Origin of the sequence: Enterobacter sp. CM29 (genome assembly GCF_013179605.1) — a bacterium.
In the GTDB taxonomy this organism is placed as follows: Bacteria; Pseudomonadota; Gammaproteobacteria; order Enterobacterales; family Enterobacteriaceae; genus Enterobacter; species Enterobacter intestinihominis.
Genome location: NZ_JABMCU010000006.1, coordinates 1 through 19,679, shown reverse-complemented (window position 1 = coordinate 19,679; position 19,679 = coordinate 1). Strand labels below are relative to the sequence as shown.

The 19,679-nt window shown below is 51.6% G+C and carries 18 protein-coding genes and 1 pseudogene; 2 read left to right on the top strand and 17 right to left on the bottom strand.

Annotated features, from left to right (window positions below; genetic code table 11):
• Positions 1–198 carry a hypothetical protein gene (locus tag HP459_RS01730; RefSeq protein ID WP_022648260.1) on the bottom strand — a complete coding sequence of 66 codons (198 nt, stop codon included), beginning with the start codon at positions 196–198 and terminating at the stop codon, positions 1–3.
• 205 nt (positions 199–403) lie between these two features.
• A complete protein-coding gene (locus HP459_RS23675) occupies positions 404–535 on the bottom strand; it encodes a hypothetical protein (protein WP_255248590.1) in 132 nt (43 codons plus the stop codon).
• A gap of 81 nt (positions 536–616) precedes the next feature.
• Between HP459_RS23675 and HP459_RS01725 the strand changes: the two are divergent.
• Together HP459_RS01725 and ttcA are read left to right on the top strand one after the other, a co-directional pair.
• Positions 617–802: pseudogene (locus HP459_RS01725) on the top strand (tyrosine-type recombinase/integrase); the annotation flags it as partial.
• A 48-nt stretch (positions 803–850) separates the two neighbouring features.
• A complete protein-coding gene (gene ttcA, locus HP459_RS01720; protein ID WP_171935857.1) occupies positions 851–1,786 on the top strand; it encodes a tRNA 2-thiocytidine(32) synthetase TtcA in 936 nt (311 codons plus the stop codon).
• A 43-nt stretch (positions 1,787–1,829) separates the two neighbouring features.
• Here ttcA and dbpA read toward each other — a convergent pair whose 3' ends face one another.
• The 15 genes from dbpA to HP459_RS01645 form a co-directional block, all read right to left on the bottom strand.
• Positions 1,830–3,203: an ATP-dependent RNA helicase DbpA gene (dbpA, locus tag HP459_RS01715; protein WP_171935856.1), complete on the bottom strand. Its 1,374-nt coding sequence runs from the start codon at positions 3,201–3,203 to the stop codon at positions 1,830–1,832.
• 57 nt (positions 3,204–3,260) lie between these two features.
• Positions 3,261–3,413: a hypothetical protein gene (locus HP459_RS01710; protein ID WP_154815129.1), complete on the bottom strand. Its 153-nt coding sequence runs from the start codon at positions 3,411–3,413 to the stop codon at positions 3,261–3,263.
• Between the two features lie 275 nt (positions 3,414–3,688).
• Positions 3,689–4,672 (bottom strand): zinc transporter ZntB, encoded by a 984-nt coding sequence (zntB, locus tag HP459_RS01705; protein ID WP_045308186.1) that lies wholly within the window; start codon positions 4,670–4,672, stop codon positions 3,689–3,691.
• A gap of 90 nt (positions 4,673–4,762) precedes the next feature.
• Positions 4,763–5,893 (bottom strand): methyl-accepting chemotaxis protein, encoded by a 1,131-nt coding sequence (locus HP459_RS01700; RefSeq protein ID WP_022648264.1) that lies wholly within the window; start codon positions 5,891–5,893, stop codon positions 4,763–4,765.
• Between the two features lie 313 nt (positions 5,894–6,206).
• Positions 6,207–6,695: a hypothetical protein gene (locus HP459_RS01695; protein WP_022648265.1), complete on the bottom strand. Its 489-nt coding sequence runs from the start codon at positions 6,693–6,695 to the stop codon at positions 6,207–6,209.
• A gap of 25 nt (positions 6,696–6,720) precedes the next feature.
• Positions 6,721–8,052, bottom strand: a complete 1,332-nt coding sequence (locus HP459_RS01690; protein WP_171935855.1) for a VasL domain-containing protein — start codon at positions 8,050–8,052, stop codon at positions 6,721–6,723.
• Positions 8,053–8,075: 23 nt separating this feature from the next.
• A complete protein-coding gene (gene tssE / locus HP459_RS01685) occupies positions 8,076–8,531 on the bottom strand; it encodes a type VI secretion system baseplate subunit TssE (protein WP_023300218.1) in 456 nt (151 codons plus the stop codon).
• Entirely contained in the window at positions 8,531–9,076 is a 546-nt protein-coding gene (tssJ, locus tag HP459_RS01680; protein ID WP_023300219.1) for a type VI secretion system lipoprotein TssJ, read from the bottom strand. Before tssJ ends, tssE begins: the two co-directional genes overlap by 1 nt.
• Positions 9,054–10,139 carry a type VI secretion system baseplate subunit TssG gene (gene tssG, locus HP459_RS01675; protein WP_171935854.1) on the bottom strand — a complete coding sequence of 362 codons (1,086 nt, stop codon included), beginning with the start codon at positions 10,137–10,139 and terminating at the stop codon, positions 9,054–9,056. The genes tssJ and tssG overlap by 23 nt, the downstream gene beginning before the upstream one ends.
• Positions 10,103–11,857 carry a type VI secretion system baseplate subunit TssF gene (tssF, locus tag HP459_RS01670; protein WP_171935853.1) on the bottom strand — a complete coding sequence of 585 codons (1,755 nt, stop codon included), beginning with the start codon at positions 11,855–11,857 and terminating at the stop codon, positions 10,103–10,105. The genes tssG and tssF overlap by 37 nt, the downstream gene beginning before the upstream one ends.
• A gap of 41 nt (positions 11,858–11,898) precedes the next feature.
• A complete protein-coding gene (gene tssA / locus HP459_RS01665) occupies positions 11,899–13,500 on the bottom strand; it encodes a type VI secretion system protein TssA (RefSeq protein ID WP_171935852.1) in 1,602 nt (533 codons plus the stop codon).
• Positions 13,500–16,955, bottom strand: a complete 3,456-nt coding sequence (locus tag HP459_RS01660; RefSeq protein WP_216661618.1) for an ImcF-related family protein — start codon at positions 16,953–16,955, stop codon at positions 13,500–13,502. The genes tssA and HP459_RS01660 overlap by 1 nt, the downstream gene beginning before the upstream one ends.
• Entirely contained in the window at positions 16,918–18,093 is a 1,176-nt protein-coding gene (locus tag HP459_RS01655; protein WP_171935850.1) for a hypothetical protein, read from the bottom strand. Before HP459_RS01655 ends, HP459_RS01660 begins: the two co-directional genes overlap by 38 nt.
• A gap of 51 nt (positions 18,094–18,144) precedes the next feature.
• A complete protein-coding gene (locus HP459_RS01650) occupies positions 18,145–19,050 on the bottom strand; it encodes a DUF4123 domain-containing protein (RefSeq protein WP_023300225.1) in 906 nt (301 codons plus the stop codon).
• A gap of 211 nt (positions 19,051–19,261) precedes the next feature.
• Positions 19,262–19,679, bottom strand: a 418-nt coding sequence (locus HP459_RS01645; protein WP_216661617.1) for a hypothetical protein, incomplete at its 5' end; no start/stop codon positions are given.

The following is a 19,679-nucleotide window of genomic DNA, read 5'->3' as shown; positions in this document are numbered from 1 at the left end:
TTATACCCCTTTTCTCACTAACTCAGCCGCTTTCAAAAAGACCTCATCTTCGACACCATCCCCCTTCTGCCTGCCGAGCCTCACCAGCTCATCGACAATACTTTCACGGTTGATGATCTTCTGCGCTGAAACCAGCCCGATAACGGCGGCACCAATCGCCAGCCCAACTAATCCTGTCTGTTCGTCTTTATTTTTCATAGAAGCGCTCCCTTGTCCCCCTCAAAAGCGTAGCAGGAGAACTGTAAAACGTGCTGGAACGCGGGGATGAGATCGGTGCTTTATCTCACCTTCTCGTCCGGCAAAACAGGGGGGTTCTGAGCGGGTATCGGAATATCGTGAATAGCGTTGCGCATAGCGAGGCCGTAATGGGTTTTAAAACCGCCTTCGTAAAGGCGGCTGGTCATTACTCTGGATCTTTATCGCCTGATTCAGGCGCTGAGCCAGGATCATCTTTCGGTTTTCTTCCATCCTTTTCCGGGTTATCCGGGCTGGGATTATAATCAGGATGGTCTCCATTAACGGGACGGTCAGACATTTTCACCTCCGTTTTTACTGCGTAAGCTGTAAGTGTAGACAACCCGTTAGTCTTAACCAAACTTCTTTGAGGGGCTGATTTGTAAATCGTGCTGGCATTCGGCGCTGCAATCCGTACCATACACGACACACTTTCGCATGCTGGTTTTTACCGGTAGCCGCAAACCCGTCTTTTATCGCTAACCAGATGGGGCACGTAAATGCGCAGATGGTGTATGAAATCTATGCTACATGGATAGAAGAGATGAACACGAAGCTGACGCTTTGAAATCGTTTTCTCACCCTGTGCCCCATTTGAGATCTGAGTAACGAATAGATGCAACCAAATCAAGAGTTTAACAAGAAAGAACAATACAACCTGAATAAACTGCAAAAGCGACTGCGCCGTAACGTGGGCGAAGCCATTGCAGACTTCAACATGATTGAGGAAGGCGATCGCATCATGGTCTGCCTGTCGGGCGGTAAAGACAGCTACACCATGCTGGAGATCCTGCGCAATCTACAGCAAAGCGCACCGGTGAACTTTTCCCTGGTCGCGGTTAACCTCGATCAGAAACAGCCAGGATTCCCGGAGCATATCCTGCCGGAGTACCTTGAGAACCTGGGCGTTGAGTACAAAATCGTAGAAGAGAATACCTACGGCATTGTAAAAGATAAGATCCCTGAGGGCAAAACGACCTGCTCGCTTTGCTCACGTTTGCGTCGCGGCATTCTGTACCGCACCGCAACCGAACTGGGCGCCACCAAGATTGCGCTTGGTCATCACCGGGACGACATTCTGCAAACGCTGTTTTTGAATATGTTTTACGGCGGCAAAATGAAGGGAATGCCACCGAAGCTGATGAGTGACGACGGCAAACACATCGTGATCCGCCCACTCGCCTACTGTCGCGAGAAAGACATTGAGCGTTTCTCTCAGGCCAAAGCCTTCCCTATCATTCCGTGCAATCTGTGCGGCTCACAGCCGAACCTGCAACGTCAGGTCATTGGCGACATGCTGCGTGACTGGGATAAACGCTATCCGGGCCGCATCGAAACCATGTTCAGCGCCATGCAGAACGTGGTGCCTTCGCACCTCGCCGATGTTGAACTGTTCGATTTCAAAGGGATTAACCACGGTTCAGAGGTAGTGAATGGCGGGGATCTGGCGTTTGACCGCGAAGAGATCCCGATGCAGCCTGCTGGCTGGCAGCCAGAGGAAGAGGATGCGCAATTCGATGAACTGCGCCTGAACGTGGTGGAAGTGAAATAACCTGACTGCGTCTCAGACAGTGCTTCTGAGACGCTTTTTTCCCTTACTTCAGCAGCCGAACGCGGCAGGTTTTCCCTTTAATCTTCCCGCCCTGCAACTGTTTCCAGGCCTTATGCGCAACCGACTGGCGAACTGCTACGTAGACATGTGCAGGATGGACCGTGATCTTGCCAATATCTGTCCCGTCGAGACCGATATCCCCTGTTAACGCCCCCAGAACGTCACCGGGTCGCATTTTGGCTTTTTTTCCGCCGTCGATGCACAGGGTGGCCATTTCCGCCGCCAGCGGAGCGATGCCGATATTACCGGGGGCATTCACCCAGTTGAGTTTCAGTTGCAGCATTTCCGCAAGAATATTAGCACGCTGCGCCTCTTCAGGCGCGCAGAAGCTGATCGCGAGACCGCTGTTACCCGCACGCGCGGTACGCCCGATGCGGTGGACATGCACTTCCGGATCCCATGCCAGTTCGAAATTCACCACCAGTTCAAGCGATTTAATATCCAGGCCACGAGCCGCCACATCCGTTGCAACCAGCACGCGAGCGCTGCCGTTAGCGAAACGCACCAGCGTCTGATCGCGATCGCGCTGCTCCAGATCGCCATGCAGCGATAATGCGCTCTGTCCGGCATCATTCAGGGCATCGCACACCGCCTGACAATCTTTTTTGGTATTACAGAACACCACGCAGGACGCTGGCTGGTGTTGGCTAAGCAATTTTTGCAGCAGTGGAATTTTGCCCTGCTGCGACGTCTCGAAGAACTGCTGCTCAATCGCTGGTAACGCATCGACAGTATCGATTTCAATGGTCAGCGGGTTCTTCTGCACGCGCCCGCTGATCGCCGCAATCGCCTCTGGCCAGGTGGCAGAAAAAAGCAGCGTCTGACGTGTGGCGGGCGCAAAGCGGATCACGTCGTCAATCGCATCGCTGAATCCCATATCCAACATGCGGTCAGCTTCATCCATCACCAGCGTTTGCAGTGCATCGAGTGAAACGGTGCCTTTTTGCAGGTGATCGAGCAGACGGCCCGGCGTTGCCACAATGATATGCGGCGCGTGTTGAAGGGAATCGCGCTGCGCACCGAACGGTTGCCCGCCGCAGAGCGTTAAAATTTTAGTGTTAGGCAAAAAACGCGCCAGACGACGCAGCTCACCCGCGACCTGGTCGGCCAGCTCGCGCGTCGGGCAGAGTATCAGGGACTGGGTCTGAAACAGGGTTGCATCAATATGCTGCAACAGGCCGAGTCCAAATGCAGCCGTTTTTCCACTACCGGTTTTCGCCTGCACGCGCACATCCCGGCCTTCAAGGATAGCCGGCAGCGCGGCGGCCTGGACAGGGGTCATAGTGAGGTAACCCAACTCATTCAGGTTTGTCAGTTGGGCTTCAGGCAGAACGTTCAGCGTGGAAAAAGCGGTCACAATATACTCTCATGGTAATGATTGCAGTCAGATGGCGCGTATCCTCGCAGATCTCCGCTAACGATGCGACAATTTAATCGGTTCTTCGTCCGGTGGCGGATCCGGCATCGGCTGCGGACGCGGGATGGGATCGGGAATTGGGGTCGGATCGGTGGGCACCGGATCGGACTGCCATGTGTTCAGGCGTTGCAGGGCAAGTAGCATACTCATCTTTTCCTCCAGATTAGGGTGCTTACCCCTAAAGGGTAGACGCAGATAAACAGGAGGCAAAAAAAAGCCGACTATGAAGTCGGCGTCGTACGAATCAATTGTGCTATGCAGTAATTCAAAAAAAGGAAGTAAGACAATATGGAGCGCAACGCCCATCGCTTGACGTTGCATTCACCTGCGGGAGTCATATTGCACCTAACATGGTCTAAGTTTATTGACTTCGCTCAATTAAAATGTCGTTTTGAAGCAGTCGCAGCATTAGAAAATGCGTAAATTTACAGCCATTTACTACGATGCAACCACCATGCAACACCCCCAATCAAAACCACTAACATGATGCAAAACGTGGTGAAGCCATAGTGATATTCACCGCCGGGGATCCCCCCAAGATTGACGCCAAACAACCCGGTTAAGAACGTACTCGGTAAAAAGACCATCGCCATCAGCGACATGGTATAGGTTCTCCTGGCTAATGACTCCTGCATTACCTGTGCTATCTCATCCGCCATGACCGCCGTTCTGGCGATACACGAATCAATTTCGTCCAGACCACGTCCCAGCCGGTCAGCAATATCCTGCATTCTGCGACGCTGATCGTCATTCATCCAGCTCATGCGTTCGCTGGCCAGTCTCGCATAGACGTCGCGCTGCGGGGTCATATAGCGGCGCATAACAATAAGCTGTTTTCGCAACAACGCCAGAAAACCACGTGGGGGAATTTGCTGATCGAGCAGGTTGTCTTCCAGATCGATGATTTTATCGTGGAGTTCTTCAATAAACTCGCTGGCATGATCGGTCAGCGCATCACATACATCCACCAGCCAGCTTCCGCAATCCGTAGGCCCCGTGCCCTCTTTCAGATCGTTAATGACGTCATCCAGCGCCAGCACTTTTCGCTGACGGGTGGAAACAATCAATCGTTCATTCATGTAGACACGCATTGCCACCAGCTGATCCGGACGCTCATCCGTACTGCCGTTTATGCAACGCAGTGTTATTAACGTCCCCTCACCCATCCGGCTGACGCGAGGTCTGAGACTTTCTCCCGCCAGCGCATCCCGAACGTTGTTGGGCAATAGCGGCGTGGACGCGAGCCACTCGGCGCTGTCCGGGTGCGTGTAGTTGAGGTGCAGCCAGCATGGGTGTTCGTTGTCGATGTGATCCTGATCTTCAAGCGGCCTTGCGCCCCCGCGCCCATCAAGTACCCATGCAAAAACCGCGTCAGGTACGTTAACTTCAGACCCTTTAATGCTCTCCACAGCGCCTCCACCGATTTATCTCTTTCGGTGTCAGTCTAGCTTTCGTCGAGGGTTAAGCAATAATTATGTGAGGCATCATCCTGAATATGCTCAGGAATTCACCACCCATTCGCGGCTTATTAACGCATTATCAGCCTGGTACTCGTTCTTCAGACGGAAATTACGTGTTCGTGTCTGAAGTTCAATCACCTGATTGCGCAGCACATCTGACGAACCGTTGAGTTCTTCAACCATCGACACATTGCTCTGTGTTACGCGTTCCAGCTCTGACAATGCCAGCGTGATTTGTGAAATCCCTTTTTCTTGTTCCGATGTTGAGGCGGAAATTTCATCCATCAGTCGGCTCACGTTGCCCGAGCCGGTAACGATGTCGTGCATGTTTTTTTCAGCTTCAGAGACTACGTTAACGCCCTGCGTCACGTTATGGCTGGTGACTTCAATCAATGACTTAATATTTTTTGCCGCTTCGGCGCTACGATGCGCCAGGCTTCTGACCTCACCAGCGACCACTGAAAATCCTTTTCCATGGTCGCCCGCTCTTGCCGCTTCAACGGCGGCGTTAAGCGCCAGAATATTGGTCTGAAAAGCGATACCGTCAATCAGCGAGATAATCTCTGTCATTTGCTGGGCGCAGTCGGTAATTGATTGCATATTGTTCGCGACCTGCCCCATTAACTCTCCGCCTTTACGCGCCTGCAACGTCGCGATATTCGCCTGTTCGCTGGCTAAACGGGTATTGTCGGCATTATTTTTTGTACTTGCAGCCATCTCTTCCATGCTGGCTGCCGTTTGCACCAGCGAAGCTGACTGCTGTTCTGTTTTAACGGAAAGCTGCGCGCTGCGTGAAGAAAGCTGATCTGACAGGGTCATCGCGGTTTGCGAGGAGGCGCGGATCTCACGGACCAGCGTTGCAATGTTGCTGGAGAGACTATTAATGCCCGGGATCAGTCGTCCCGCACAGTTGTTGCCGAATTCAGGGATCGACACGCCAAGATTGCCTGACGTCACTTCTTCAATACTTTTTTTCACAGTATTGATCGGCGTCACAAGATATTTTGTCATATACGCCCAGAGTAAAATTAAGGCGATACATTGTACGATAATGACTGCAATAAAAAGCGAAAAACTCCCTGAAAATAGCGCTATAACTCCATCACTTACCAAAAACACACATAAAAGGAAATAGACAATGAAGGTTCTGACACTAATATTTCTTAGCATAGTTTTTCCTACGACTTTATATTTTTGTGGGCTCTAAGGTTTATAGCATTGCCACAGTATTTTGTCCTCACGTTCGTCGTTGGTTTGTTGTTTTGCAGTTTGATTTGAGCAGTTTCGCTTAAGGCAGATAAAAAGCATGGTATACGGTAAATATCCAGCTTGTAGTTTGGTTACCGCCCCCCCTTAAATATTAGCGCTTACCTATTTAAGAAGGAGTACCGTAGGGCAACATTGTTTAGTCATGCTTAATAAGTTAACGTAGTTAATATATATCAACTACGTTACCGTGACCTCCCACCAGGCTGGCTTACGTTCAGGCCAGACAGTCGACTGACTGGAAAAAATAGTCCTCCGTCATGAGAACATTCTCTTTCACACTTTGATGTCCGCGACGAATATACCAGCCTGTTTCAGGCGCCATGCTTAAATGGTATATCCTCTCCCCCGATATACTGCCGGGGGCATTAATGCACATTGTCATACACCCCTTCTCTGATCCCCTGATGATCTGTTCTGGCATAATGCTGACGCTGCGATCTCCATTTCGCAGAATGACAGTCGTGATGACATAACGACATATACTGCTACTGAGGCTGTAGCCGACCGTACTCAAATCGGTGATATGCTTTTGGGATAACAGGACTTCAATACCAGAACCCTCAAACCAAACAATAATTTGCTGTGCAAGATCATCCATCCGCTGACAAAAAGCCCTGACTTCGGCTTCAGCCGTATTAATATGAATCGGTTTATTTACGTTATTCTGCTGCACTTTCTTAAAAAAACGCTCTCTTGCTGACATGTTAACTCCGTGTTTTTCGCCAGTCTTATTGTTCTTTTTTGTGCTTCAGCAGGGCGTAGCTAACAATCAACTGCTGAAGATGTTGTTCGACCTTGTTTTGCTGCGCTGCTGACCGGGGTTGCCCGGCAGGTAGAGTGGAAAGCAGACGAAGCTGCTCCTCAAGCGGTATGGTTTGGCTAAATGACTGCGACATGGCAAACACGTCTGATTTCAGTTCACTCACCGTCATGTACTTCCCCTTCTGTTCATCCAGTGCGTTCAGCTTGTTCGTCAACTGCTGCAACTGCGCCATACCCTGATGCCATCCATTCAGATCTAAATCTGCTAGCGCAGCGATACTCATCTGTTTCTGCCAATATTGCGCCAGGGGTTTGGCTTCTTCCGGCCACAGCGTCAGCGCCTGCTGCACCAGACGGTCGCCGAAGCTCACTGCCCAGTCTGGTTTCAACTGTAAAAGCTGCGCTAACAGCTGTTGTGTCTTGCCAATCCCCGGTTCCGGTGACGGTGACGTTTGTTTCAGCGCCTCTAATTGCCCTGTAGATAGCCCTTGAGGTAGAGGAGCCAGAGCCGCGGCTAGCTGCGCTTGTGCCGAATCTGGCGCATGCAACATCTGCCATCCTCCTACGACGACACTGGCTGCCACCAGCATGGTCAACATACCAGCAGCAAATGGCTTCCAGGGTTTCATCGACACCGGAGGTTCTTTAACCACCCCAACGTTCAGCACCGGCTCGGGCTCTACCACATAAACCCATTTACTACGCTCAGTCGGTTCGACGAGGTGAATTTCCGTAGCACCCAATGCGTCACCGTGCAGACTCATGTCCGTATTTTCGCTCTTTTCCAGACGCACTGCTGCGTTCTGCATCATCGTGCGCAGAGCATCAAGCTGAGTAGCATGCTTGAGTTCCAGACGCTGCAAGACGTCCTCCAAAGCGTTCAGATGCTCTTCAGACTGATACAGCTGCCCTAAGTCGGCGTACGTCAGCGATAGCGTCCGTACCACCTGTTGCAGGCGCTTGTTGAGTGCACTGAGGATTTCGATTCGCGCATGGACAGGCTGTGGCCAGAGGTTTCCCCACTGGCGGGCTACCAGTGCAGCAAGTAACGCAAGCCCCTCATTCATACCGTACAATCCGGCCAGATGCGTACGGGCGAGCGTATACCAGGCAGCCGTTTGTAGCTCCACACCGTTATGCCCGAACAGTGACAGACAGAGCGTTTCCGCGTGTTGCCAGTTCACATCCGGGCGTGCCGGATGGGTGAGCTTGTTCATTTCTTCGCGCAAGGCAGCGTAATCCGCAAGCGTGCGCGGATCGCCGCCGGTTTTAAGTTGGCGTTCAGAATTTATTGTCATAACTGTTTTAACCTGAGTAATAACTAGATGGCGGCTCGTGCATCGAGGTATTGCTGTTGTTTCAGATGACGGATTAATACCCTGCCCTCGGGCATAAATTCCGTGCCGTAGCGCACCAGCCCCACCCCCTTCAGCTCCGCGTCAATGGCGTAGCGAAGCTCACCGGCCTGAATCTGTTCCTGCATCACCACGTTAATTCGATTCAGGCGCGGCTCATATTTCAGCAACACGGCCGACAGTGTGGTGATCAGCTGATGGGCGGTTCCGGGCATCCCCTGGAGGATTTTTGTCATATCCGGCATGCCGTAGTCTGGCAGGTGAGCCAGCGTACCAGCGCGGCAGTTGAGGATGCGCTGCATGTTATCGAGTACTGATAAAATCACCTGATTCTGTTCGCTGACCTGGTTGAGGTTCAGGCCACCTGAGAAATTGCCGCTCAGCATTTCATACAGCGATGGCGTATTATGTCCCTTTGGCATCAGTCATCCTTCAATGGCTGTAACGTCAGGTGGTTATTCCCGGCCTCCAGAATGCGCGGCTTATCCGGATCGAGATCTTCACGTTTTAGAACCTGCTTCCAGGTATTGTTGTCCAGGTCCGGGTGACGAAACAGGCCGACTACCGCGACAAACTGCGTTTCTTCTTCCATTGGCATATCAAGATTTGTATCACCACCCGGTTTTACGACCACATCTCGGGTCGTCAGCAGGTCGGCTTTCAGGATGGTTTCGCCATCTTTCAGGAGTTGCTGGTAAACCGTTTTATCGAAGATTTTGCGGTCTTTCAGTTGATAGACGCGGACTACCACCGGCTCGGAGAGTGAGTTATTTTCGCGGGAATCGGTGTTTAACGCTTCACGCGCCGTGAAATCCAGGTGCAGCATCTTAATTTTTTTGTAGAACACGGAGTTAAATGCCGATTTGGTGCCATCAGTGATGCCCTGCGTCACCCCGCACCCCGTCAGGCTGAATGCCAGCAGAGCAGGCAGCAAGCTCGCGTGTTTAATTGAACTTGTACGTAACACGTCGGTTTCCTTGTTGTGATATTGCCGGCTTCAGGCCGGTGTAATAGCCCAGTTCCGTCGTAAAGGTCGGTGGGATATCGTCTGTAAACTCCCCCTCATCAGCCCCCAGCACGCCGTTCATCCCGAGCCAGAAAGGGCCTTCACCAAGCGGCGGAACGGCAAGAAGTCGGGTCCGGGTGGTCAGGGTGAGTTTTGCCTTAAAACGCCAACCGAGCCAGACACGAAGCATCACCATAAAGTCCAGATACAGCAGACCGTCCGGCTTCCAGCCCTGTGCCTCCTGTTCATTATCCGTCCTAAGCGCAACCAGCAGTTGGCTACCCGCATCCATCGCTTCGTCACCCAGTGGCGTGTTGCCGTCCAACAGAAAATCGTCATCACCGTAAAAGCCCAGTGGCTGACCAATTTCCACCGGCCGCAGGCAGTACGGGCTAACCTTCACGGTGGTTTCCGGGGCCAGCAAAGTCACCAGCGCCTGCATCCCCTCCTGCGTTTTGCCCGGTTGCTGTAGGACACCCAGCAAAGCCAGAAAACGGGATACCGGTGTGGCAATGTGGTCTGCTGTGCCGGGAATACCCAGCCCCACCAGGCCCAGCAGTGACTGCGAGATGCTGTCCGTACCACCGGGTTCAAAGGTGGCCGGATAAGAGTATTTACGCCAGATACGGTAAAACTGCGTCAGAATGCGATGGCTGAAGATATCCAGAAAACCCTGTAGTGCATCATGCCCTTCCCGACGCTGAGCGATGTCATCGAGATACGCCGTCGGCAAGGGTGAGTCGACACCGTACATTCCCATAAAGGTCGTGCGGATGAGTGGTGGCCGGCTGTCATCCTCCTCATCATATTCCACGGCTTTCATCTCACTGGCCGGAAATCCCATCCCCGGATGTGGGGCAAAGCGTACCGGATCATCCCCCGGGTGACTGGTCGAGCCCATCAGCGGCCTGCCCGGGTTACGCTTCTCCAGTAACTGGCATAAACGGTAAAAGTTAATGCGATGCAGGTCGGCTTCCAGCCGTGGGCTCAGCCGGGAATACAGCGATTGTGCTTCTCTTCCCATTCCAGGCGCTCTCCGGTAGGTTGCAGGATGATAATCAGTCGGTTAAACAAATAAATGTCGGTATAGAGCGCAAAGAAACGACTCAGCATCTCGCCAAACAGGCAGATGTCACCGCGCCCGGCAAAGCCATGGCTGTCCAGGGTCACCTCAATCTGCACGCCGCGCACCAGATAGCCCTGCTCAAAGCGTTCGGTTTCACTGTGCTTCACGTCAATGATGGCTTCCAGGCGGCGACGGTTCATCTCGCTGTCGGTCCATTCATACAGCGCCAGGGTACCGCGCAGCACGTCGGCATTATCCATCATCGACAGAAATCCGCTGCCAAGGTGACTCAGCACGCGCCAGTGGAAACGGTCCTGCGCCGGTGGGTAACAAGGCAGCGTCGGCGCACACAGGTTGCGCACGGCAATGCTGACCGAAGTGGTTTTCATCACCGTATCAAGCACGGTGCTTTGCAGCGCACGTCGTGGCAGTTGACCGTTTGTGCCGGTGAGCGTCAGCGACAGGCTTTCGTCTTCCGGGACGGTATGATTATCAAATGCTTCGCCGCCAAGAATGAGCCAGGTGTTATGCAGGCCGGACGGACCGCGGCGCACGCGGGTGTGGTAGTAATATTCCGGTGCTTCATGACGCATCATTCCTCCCTTATGACGGAAGCTCGAAAACGGCACGTAGGTATGCTGACTCGACGACATCACCGAATCCACGGTATATATCTCGGTATGGCCATCCTGCACGCGCATCGGGCGCAGCATGTATTCGGTTTGCAGAGAATTGAGCGTCAGCGGATCGGATTCCAGCGGAAACAGGTTAATGACCGGCACGCAATTCAGGCGCAGGTGCTTTTCGGTAAAGCTGAAGTCATGCTCCCAGCGTTCCGCCAGCACCACGTCGATTTCAAACCAAGGAAGCTCAGAAGGAAAGATCACGGCCTCCAGCCCGCGCAGCCCCATGAACATAAATTTCTCGCGGAAGGTGAAGTACTCCAGCAGCAACTGGTAACCGCTGAAACTGCTGTCACCCTTTGGCCACAGCCTGTCATCATCACCAAACCCCAGTGCGGTGAAATACCCGACCATCGGCCTTCTGTCTACGTCACCTGGCATGCGCAGCCACAGACGCGCCGTATTCATGGTAAAAGCTTCATGCATAGCGCAGGCCAGCGGTGCGTCAGCATTGAAATAGAACGGGATCTGGCTGAGATCGACACGGCTCCAGTCAGCAAGATGGCTACAACTGAAGCGCAGGCTGATGACAGAGCGCCCGTCAGGATCAGTCGACAGGCGGGCATGCTCCAACGCCAGTGGCTGAAGGGTTATCTCTTTAGTTGTGGTGTAGCGACAACGCGTGCCTTTTTCACCGATCGGCCGCGAATTGACCTCGAAACCTCTGGCAATACGCATCGGTTCTTTCATCTCACGCCAGACAGGAGTGAACTCCACCACCGACATCGAGGGAATGGTGCGCAGATAATGCGGCCACAACAGGCTGACCAGCCCTTCGGTCAGTTCCGGCAGGTCGTCGTCAAGCTTCTCGCGCAGACGGCCCATCAGGAAGGCAAAGCCCTCGAACAGGCGCTCCACGTACGGGTCGCGCGCGCCCGCCTTATCGAGATTGAGCATTGCTGCCTGCTCAGGGTGAGCGCGGGCAAATTCTTCGCCGGCTTCCAGCAGGTAGCGCATTTCAGCGTCGTAATAACGCAGGGTTAAATCATCCATAAGAACCTGAATAAATGTGTTTTAAAGGTATGTCAGTCGCTTTACCCGCAAAGCACCGCACAGCCTGCCGGGTCAAGCGCAATCAGGCCCGCCAGAAGCTGGTCCATCTCTGGCTGAAGCCGTGACTTATCGGTTTCACTGCGGGCGGCTTTCATGCGCAGCAGTCGGAGGCGGCGTGATTTCACTTCAAACAACAGCGCTGGCGTCCACTGAGTGAGGGTGATGGCCTGTGCTGCACCGTCAAGCTCACCCAGCAGATGCAGCGCCAGTTCATTCTTACCCTTCTGCTCCGCCACACGTGCCATCAGCAGACGCACCAACCATTTGTCTTTTGTGGTGTCGGTGCCCGGGCGCGTTTGCAGCCAGTGGAGTGTGGCATCCAGACCATCCGTGTCCGCTTTCTCCAGCGCTTCCGGCTCGAGGGCCAGAATATCGTTGTCCGTCTCACTGACAGCAGTGACCGGCTCATCCCGCCAGCCGGACATCTCGTCCAGCACGTTCTGGTGTATCCAGTTCAGCGTGACCTCATCAGCAAAGGGTGTGCCGTCATTGAAGGCCAGCGTTTCAAGTCCGGGAAGGCGCCGCAGCAGCCCTTTCAGGTCAGCGGTAATGATATCGGCCAGCACATCCTGGCCTGATTTAATCAGGGCCTGATGGATGTACCACTGCAAATCCAGCCAGAGATGATTGGCGCCACGCGAGAAAGTGCTGTCCGCTTGCTCCAGTATCTCCAGCCAGCTCTGTTGCAAATACAGCCGTTTGAGCATTGCCCGCTGGTCAGCCCGCGGCGGTTCGATGCGCGTTTTCCCTTCGGCATCCGGTGCCGGGATCGCTCTCAGCGTGTCGTGACGCAGACTTTTCATCAGCCGGTGTGCGGCAAGCCAGCCATCAGGTTGCTCACGCAAATATCCCGTTAGGGTTCGGGCCTGAGCCAGCAAATCCTGACCGGACGTGATGCGGCTCAGCACTGGCGCGTCCTGTTCTGCCGTTTGAGATGCTGTATGCGCGCGTGTCTGACTGCTGGCGTTCTGGGGTATTACCGCATCCACGCCACCGGCTTTCATCAGGCGGGATCCCAGCGCGCTGTACAGAGCATTCAGATCTGGACGTGACGCTTCCGGCTCAGTTTCAAGACTGTCACGGATGAGCAGCAACGCACCGGTCGTACGCTGGGCATCGTCGCGTACCACTTCTGGCCATAGTAACAGGCTGTCAAGCAGACGAGAGCCTGCGAGCCACTCCAGTGCTGGTTTACGGCTTCGCTCTCGCTGTGGGTGAAGCTGCTTTCCATAGCGCGTTAGTAATCCCGCAAGTAGCTCAAGCCCTTCAGCAAACCCGGTTTCACCGTCCTGGTGCAAGCGCGCCCAACAATAGTAAGTAGCAACCCGGACATCTTTGGCCACAGTGTTCAACACCTTTTCAGCCAGCTGGCAAATCAGCCCGGTATCAATACTGGAAAGTTTATTGACCTCCTCCCGGATACGCTGGAAATCATCGTCATAACCCGGGTCTTCTCCTGTAGGTCTGTTCTCACTGATCGGGGTAAGCCAGCGCTGCCAGCTTTCGGAATGTGACTGCGCCTGCTGTCGCAGCAGGGTTTCATCTGCCTGGCAGGCAACAACCAGATTCTGCAAAGCGTCCATTATTCGACTCCGTCCATGTCACTGTTTTCTGTATTGGTCATCAGCGCCTGCGCCATAGCCGCGCTATCTACGCTAAATATTTGATCTGGCAGCGTGAAGCCCCGCAGTGCCAGTAACGCCAGCGGCCCACTGCCCAGTTGTGAACGCAGTACCCACTGTAGGGTACGACCATCCGGGGCGGTAAAACTCATCATCCACTGACTGCGGTCAAGCTGCTCTCGTTTACTCTCATCCAGCCAGCGAATAAAGCCCCAGGTTCCGCTGTAATCACCAAACAGACGTGCACCCGCATTGACGGTGGTCCATGTCAGCATGGTTCCGGGCTTGTAGGTGTCACCAGGCCAGCGGAAGCTCTGCCAGTCTGCCATCTGGTTGAAGTAGTGTAGCTTTTGTCCATCAATAGTTAGTTGCGTTTCTACCACCTGCGGTACCGGACGCGCCTGTAGTTCAAAGCTGATGCCCTGACTGCCGTCGGTAAACAAGATATCCGATAGCTGGCTGAGCTGATTAATCGCCCGCAGGAAGGCTGGGTTAAAGTTCAGTCCCTGGCTGTTGACCTTATCCGGTACCCACTGGCTGCCCTCCTTATGCAGCACACCGCCGAGTTCCGTGGTCAGGAAGCGCTCAATACGTCCGCTATCCTTACGCACAAACTCAGCCAGCATTGGCAGAGAGGAATCACTCTTGCTGACAGCAAATGGGAAACGTCCGTCAAATGCCGTATGCCAGTTCGCCACCACGGAACGACTCCATTTGTCATTCAGGCTCGCTGCCGATGGCTGAAGCACAGTTTCCCAGGCCTGGGTCAGCGGCTGCACAAACATGGTGCTGCCAAAACCACTCCACTCTTCGCCCAGGCTTGCAGCAATCAGGCTGCCGTACTGCTGGGTGTCGGTCAGGTCCACGCTTTTGCCCTGGAATACGGTCTGCGCCAGGCTCTGCATCATTTCCTGAGGGTCAGAGGCGCTGGCGACCTGTTGCAGACGCAGACGCACACGGGTGATACGGGTAAGATACGTTTGCAGGCTCAGTGAATTGTCAGCCGACATAACGTTGCTGCCGTTGTTTTTACCCATAAGTGTTAGCAACGGTCCAAAGGTTTCATCCAGTGGGCCCTGCGGGCCTGAGGCTGACTGGTCAATTACCGGTTTGTCCTTCCCGCCTACCAGGTCTTTAGCCGATTTGATGATGGAGTCCGACAGGCCTTCACTCTTCTGGCCGGCCTGCCCCTGCCAGGCGAGGGTGTTCATCAGGGCAATCAGCGGTGACTGGCGAACATCACTCATCAGCGTCAGCTGGTCAGTGACGTCTGCAATATTGTTTGCCGGATTAAGTTGCAGGCTGTTGAGGAAGCTCAGCCAGCTACCGGCAAAGTCGGTGAAGTAGCGTTCCGTCAGACGTGCTTTCAGTGCTTCCGGCGACAGGTCTGAGGAGACGGCTTTCCGGCTGTCGCTCAGCACCCAGTCAATTTCATCGCGGCGGGAGTTTGCCGCTTTCTCAATGGCCTGCTGAATACCACCCTCCCAGGCCTGACGGGTGAACATGCCCGGCACCACCTCATCGGTGGTAAACAGGCGACGGGCATCGGTACCGCCGGTCATGTCCTCCAGAGACACATCGGCAAAGTTACGACGTACGGATTTGAGCATGTTCTCGTACAGCGTACTTTCCGCGTTGCGCCGTCCTATCTGCTGCAACAACACCTGGCGGCTCTGGCTGACCAGTTGCGCATCCGGCGTGATTTTCCACTGTGGCTGCGCTGGCAGTTCGGTGATGTAGAAGGCCCACAAATCCGGTGACAGGCTTTGCCACAGGCCAGCTGAGATACCTAAACGCGTCGTCTGCACGGTTTTCATGGTTTGCGCGTAGAATGCACCATCAGCTTTATCCGGACGGGACATCATTAGCCAGGCTTTCAGCTGGTCATAACCCGGTTTCGCCATCTGTGTCCGCTGGTCGCTGTTGGGTGCCGAATTGACCAGCGCAATGAGCTTCAGCTTAAGCGCTTCATTTGCCGGATCACGTATCAGACGGTTGTTCGCCACCCCGTACCAGGGCAGCATTGCGTCAAGCAATTGCTGATCATGGTTAAGACCAAAGCGCTGATACCATGGCGCGCCGTCCAGAATATGGTGCAGCAGGCGACCGGCATCATTACGCAAAGCATGCAGGGCCGTCAGCTGGTAATCCGATACAGAAGGGTGCTCCACCAGAGCATGAGCCTGCTGTGCAACAGAAACTATTTGTGACCGGTTGACCGCAAACGACAGCAGCATCCCTCCCCCCCAGACACTGATGATGGCCATCAGTGCCCAGGCCAGCGCTCGTTCCCACGGCATACCGACACGACGGCCACGTACGCGGGTGCAGTCGTCAACAATACCCTGCCAGGTTGCTGGCAGAGTCAGGGCATGACGCTGTGATCCATAATTCTCAGCATCGGCTGTCCCCGCTGACATTCCGGCAGGTTTCTTCTCCGACAGGCTGAACATCAGACCACGCAGCGGGACGCGCTGTTGAGAAACAAAGAGCCATGGCTGCAACTGCTGAGCCCAGCGGGCAATAGCACCGTCGTTCATGTGCTGGCTCAGGCGCAGCAGGAAGTCGTGGCTGCTGTTTTCCGCGACCTGACTCATCCCCTGCGCCCGCAGGGCCGGCAGCATCAGTTCCAGCTGGCGGATTACATCATCTTCTTTTGCGAGTGGTGGAAAGCTTGCCCCTACCGCCTGCTCAGGACGCGTACCCTGCGACCAGTGACTGCTGCACAGTTGCCACAGCCAGACCGGAGCGGAATAACGCAGCAGTTCGCTGATTTTTTCCAGGCCGCGTAAATCGTTGTCACTGATTTGTGGGGTCAGATTAAGTGACTCAGGCAGTACACGGACAATCCCGTCCAGCGGACGCCCGCGGCGCAGTTTACGCAGCGCGATGTATTTTTCGCGGTCAGGCTCCGATGCCAGGCTGCCACCGTAAATCAGCACTGTGCGGTTGCCTTCAAGCCACTGCTGCTGTTGCAGGCCAGGTACCAGTTGCTCAATCGCGGCTTCATCGCCGGTGATCAACAGCAGGCGGATCTTGTTTTGCCACAAGAAGCTATAGCGTCGGCGTAAATGAGCTTTTACAGGATCCTTTTTACTGGACTTTTTATAGTTATTAAGAACATTAGCTGTGACGGACTTCCCTCCCGCGATATGCTGAAAGCGATACTCTTTTTGATGGAACCACACACCGAAGTTCATCAACATCAGGAACACAGAAATTAAAAACATGCATAAGAACCAAAGGCTCACTTTTTCTTTTGAGGATACCCATCCAAAGATATCCCCATAGTAGTAACATCCTATAAAAGTCAGCACACCAAAGATAATGAGACAGGATACAAGGCCAATCACTCTCCATTTTGCCGAGGTGTTCAATTTAATGCTCCTTGCTATTATCAAATGGGTTAATGACATTTAAAAGGTATTCATCACCAACGCCAGTGACCATTAAAACCGGCTCATTATTTTTTTCTGATATGAAAAGTGCCAGAGTAAACACCAACCAAAAATGGTGCTCATTTAAATTACCCAGCATCAAATTTAAATGCATTATCTCACACTCCCATTCAACATTCATAGATAAAGATGAGAGTCTTAATATCCCCGAAACTTCTGAAGCTTCCTCTGCACTCATATTGCTAAAAAGTACTCTTGTCGTTTTAAGAATATCTGGCTGGTAAGTCATCATGTGGATGACCTCTTGTTTGGTGAGATTTTTGTTGCATACCATTGGTCGCAAAGCCACACCATTATTGTCTTTTTCAGGTGGTTGCCCTTGATGAGTCACCAGCAATATTGAAGCGAACTCTGTTGAGTCAGGGGGGTATTTTACAAAAGTTTCAATGTTTGCAGATATTATTATTGACACCCGATTTTTTGAGATGTTGGATAATGTATCAAATCCCTGTCCTAATGCTTTACTCCAACAGTAATAATTACGCAAGCAATTTTCATCAAACCCGATCGCAGCCCAACACTCTTGAAATATTGAGAAAGTAATATAATTACTATCATAGGTAAATATAACATCAAATATACATGATTCACTCAACCGTAACAGCCTTGTTCTGACAGACGACAACAGTTCGTAAATCAGTTGTTCTTCAGTATATAAATCATCGTTATGGCCCCGTAGTTTCAATCGCTGGTTATTATATATTTCAACCGAATGAGACATTGCTATATCGGTTTGCGATATTGCAGAAGGGAGAAATAGTTTATAAGCGGAAACATAAAACTTTTTACTTGCCCATTCAGTCCAGTCTTTCCTGACCAATGCTGCTTCGCGCTCTCTGGCTTCGAATGCCGACAAACACAAACCATGGTAATAGATTCTAACGGAAATTATGACAGAAAAAGCTAGGGGCACCGAAAAAAACAACAGGGTAAGCAATTTCAAAAGCTCATCATCTTCAGCAGGCAAAATAATTTTAGCCCCAACCCAACTAACCACCACAATCAACAAAATACTTATGAAAGAAAAAAACCATTTACTCCATTTAATTCCAGGAATCTTCTCGACTGGAGGGATTATTTGCACAGGCCAATTCATATCATTCTCCATCATTGTTAACAGCACATTTACTTTAAGAGAAAAAACTTCTTAACATGCCATACTGTCAATTATGGATTTAATATCTGAGTATGACTGAAGGTCTTTACTGCGATTACTAAATAAGATCTTCTTAAATACCTCATCCTGATAAAATAGCCGCTGCGCGCTCAACACATCAAGCCCAAAATCAATAACATCCTTATCGGATGTTGAGAAAGTTGAATAATAATAATTCAACGCAGGATGCAATAATCCCATAACATCACGCTCACTAAATTTATGCGGCATTCTCATTTTCCGATATGCTCGCAAAATATAATTAACAACTAAAATTCGGCCCATTTCTAATGCATTTTGCTCTGTTAATCCAAGTGAGTAGTTTAATTTTTTTTTGCATTTACCATCACCATTCACCACCTGAGCTATTCCGCCTCCATCAATATAAGACCATGTATTAATATTGCTTAATAGCTGTTGTTTTTGCCATTTATCTAGCGTATACATTAACAAACCAAATACTGATGGGTCGTAATAGCGAAGTAATATATTACCAACTGATTGAATCGACTGTACGGCGGACAAAGCGACCTGTTCAGCAAGCTGCTCCCCAGTTAAATCCGTCGAAATCCACGCACAGACGCTACGCCCTTCCCCGGAGTCAAGTTTTTCTATTTTCAACTCATTTAATGAATGGTAAATACTATTCTTAAACAATTGACCATCTCTCTCGCTGGAGGCACTAATAGGGAAAAGGTAAAGTGGTAAAGCCCCCTGAAGTTCTTCCTGGCGGAATGTAACCGGAAAAGATTTATACTCTCTAAGAATACCGGGCAAAAAAAGTTCTGAATGATACTGTTCTAAAGATGCATCTATTAGCAGAAAACATTTCCCATTTTTCCCAAAAGCAGCATTGGTAATTTCTTCATGTATGTCGTTAAAAAATTTACCATCCATAATCAACCCTATCAGAATAATATTAGAAAAATATTTCAGTTAATTTTTATTTATGATTTTCATAAAACATCATTATCTTATTCATATTTAGCCGCTCCCTCTCTCAGTAGAGATAGCAATTTCCTCCTGAGTAGGTAAATTTCAAAATTGGGCATGCTGGCTGACCTCGTTTCCTGTCGAGGGTAACCAAAATAACACTGTCTTTTTCTGTCTAGTAGTAAAACCAGCCTTCATCTGAATAAATGAATTTCCCACTGGGACAGGCAGGTTTACTTTTATCACCCGGCTCATGCCACTTCCCATTGTCTTTTAGTTGTTGCTCACGTTTTTTTGTCACCTTATTGAGGTTTACTGTTCTAATATTTTTCACACCCAGCAGATGAAATATCTCCTCCGCCAGTTTGCAGCGTGTTGGAGCACAGGCTTTATAAGCAAAGAATGCAATTAATCCTGAAAGACCCCCTCCCCCCAACAATGCTATAACATACAACCAAAAGTATGTGGTGATAAATAACTCAAAGCCCTTCCAGGTATCTTCAATCACTTCACTCAGAACTCCCGCAAAAAGCACTGAGAAGAAAAAAATCCCCGTGAGAATAAACATATTTTTAATCCGCCACAGCATATGC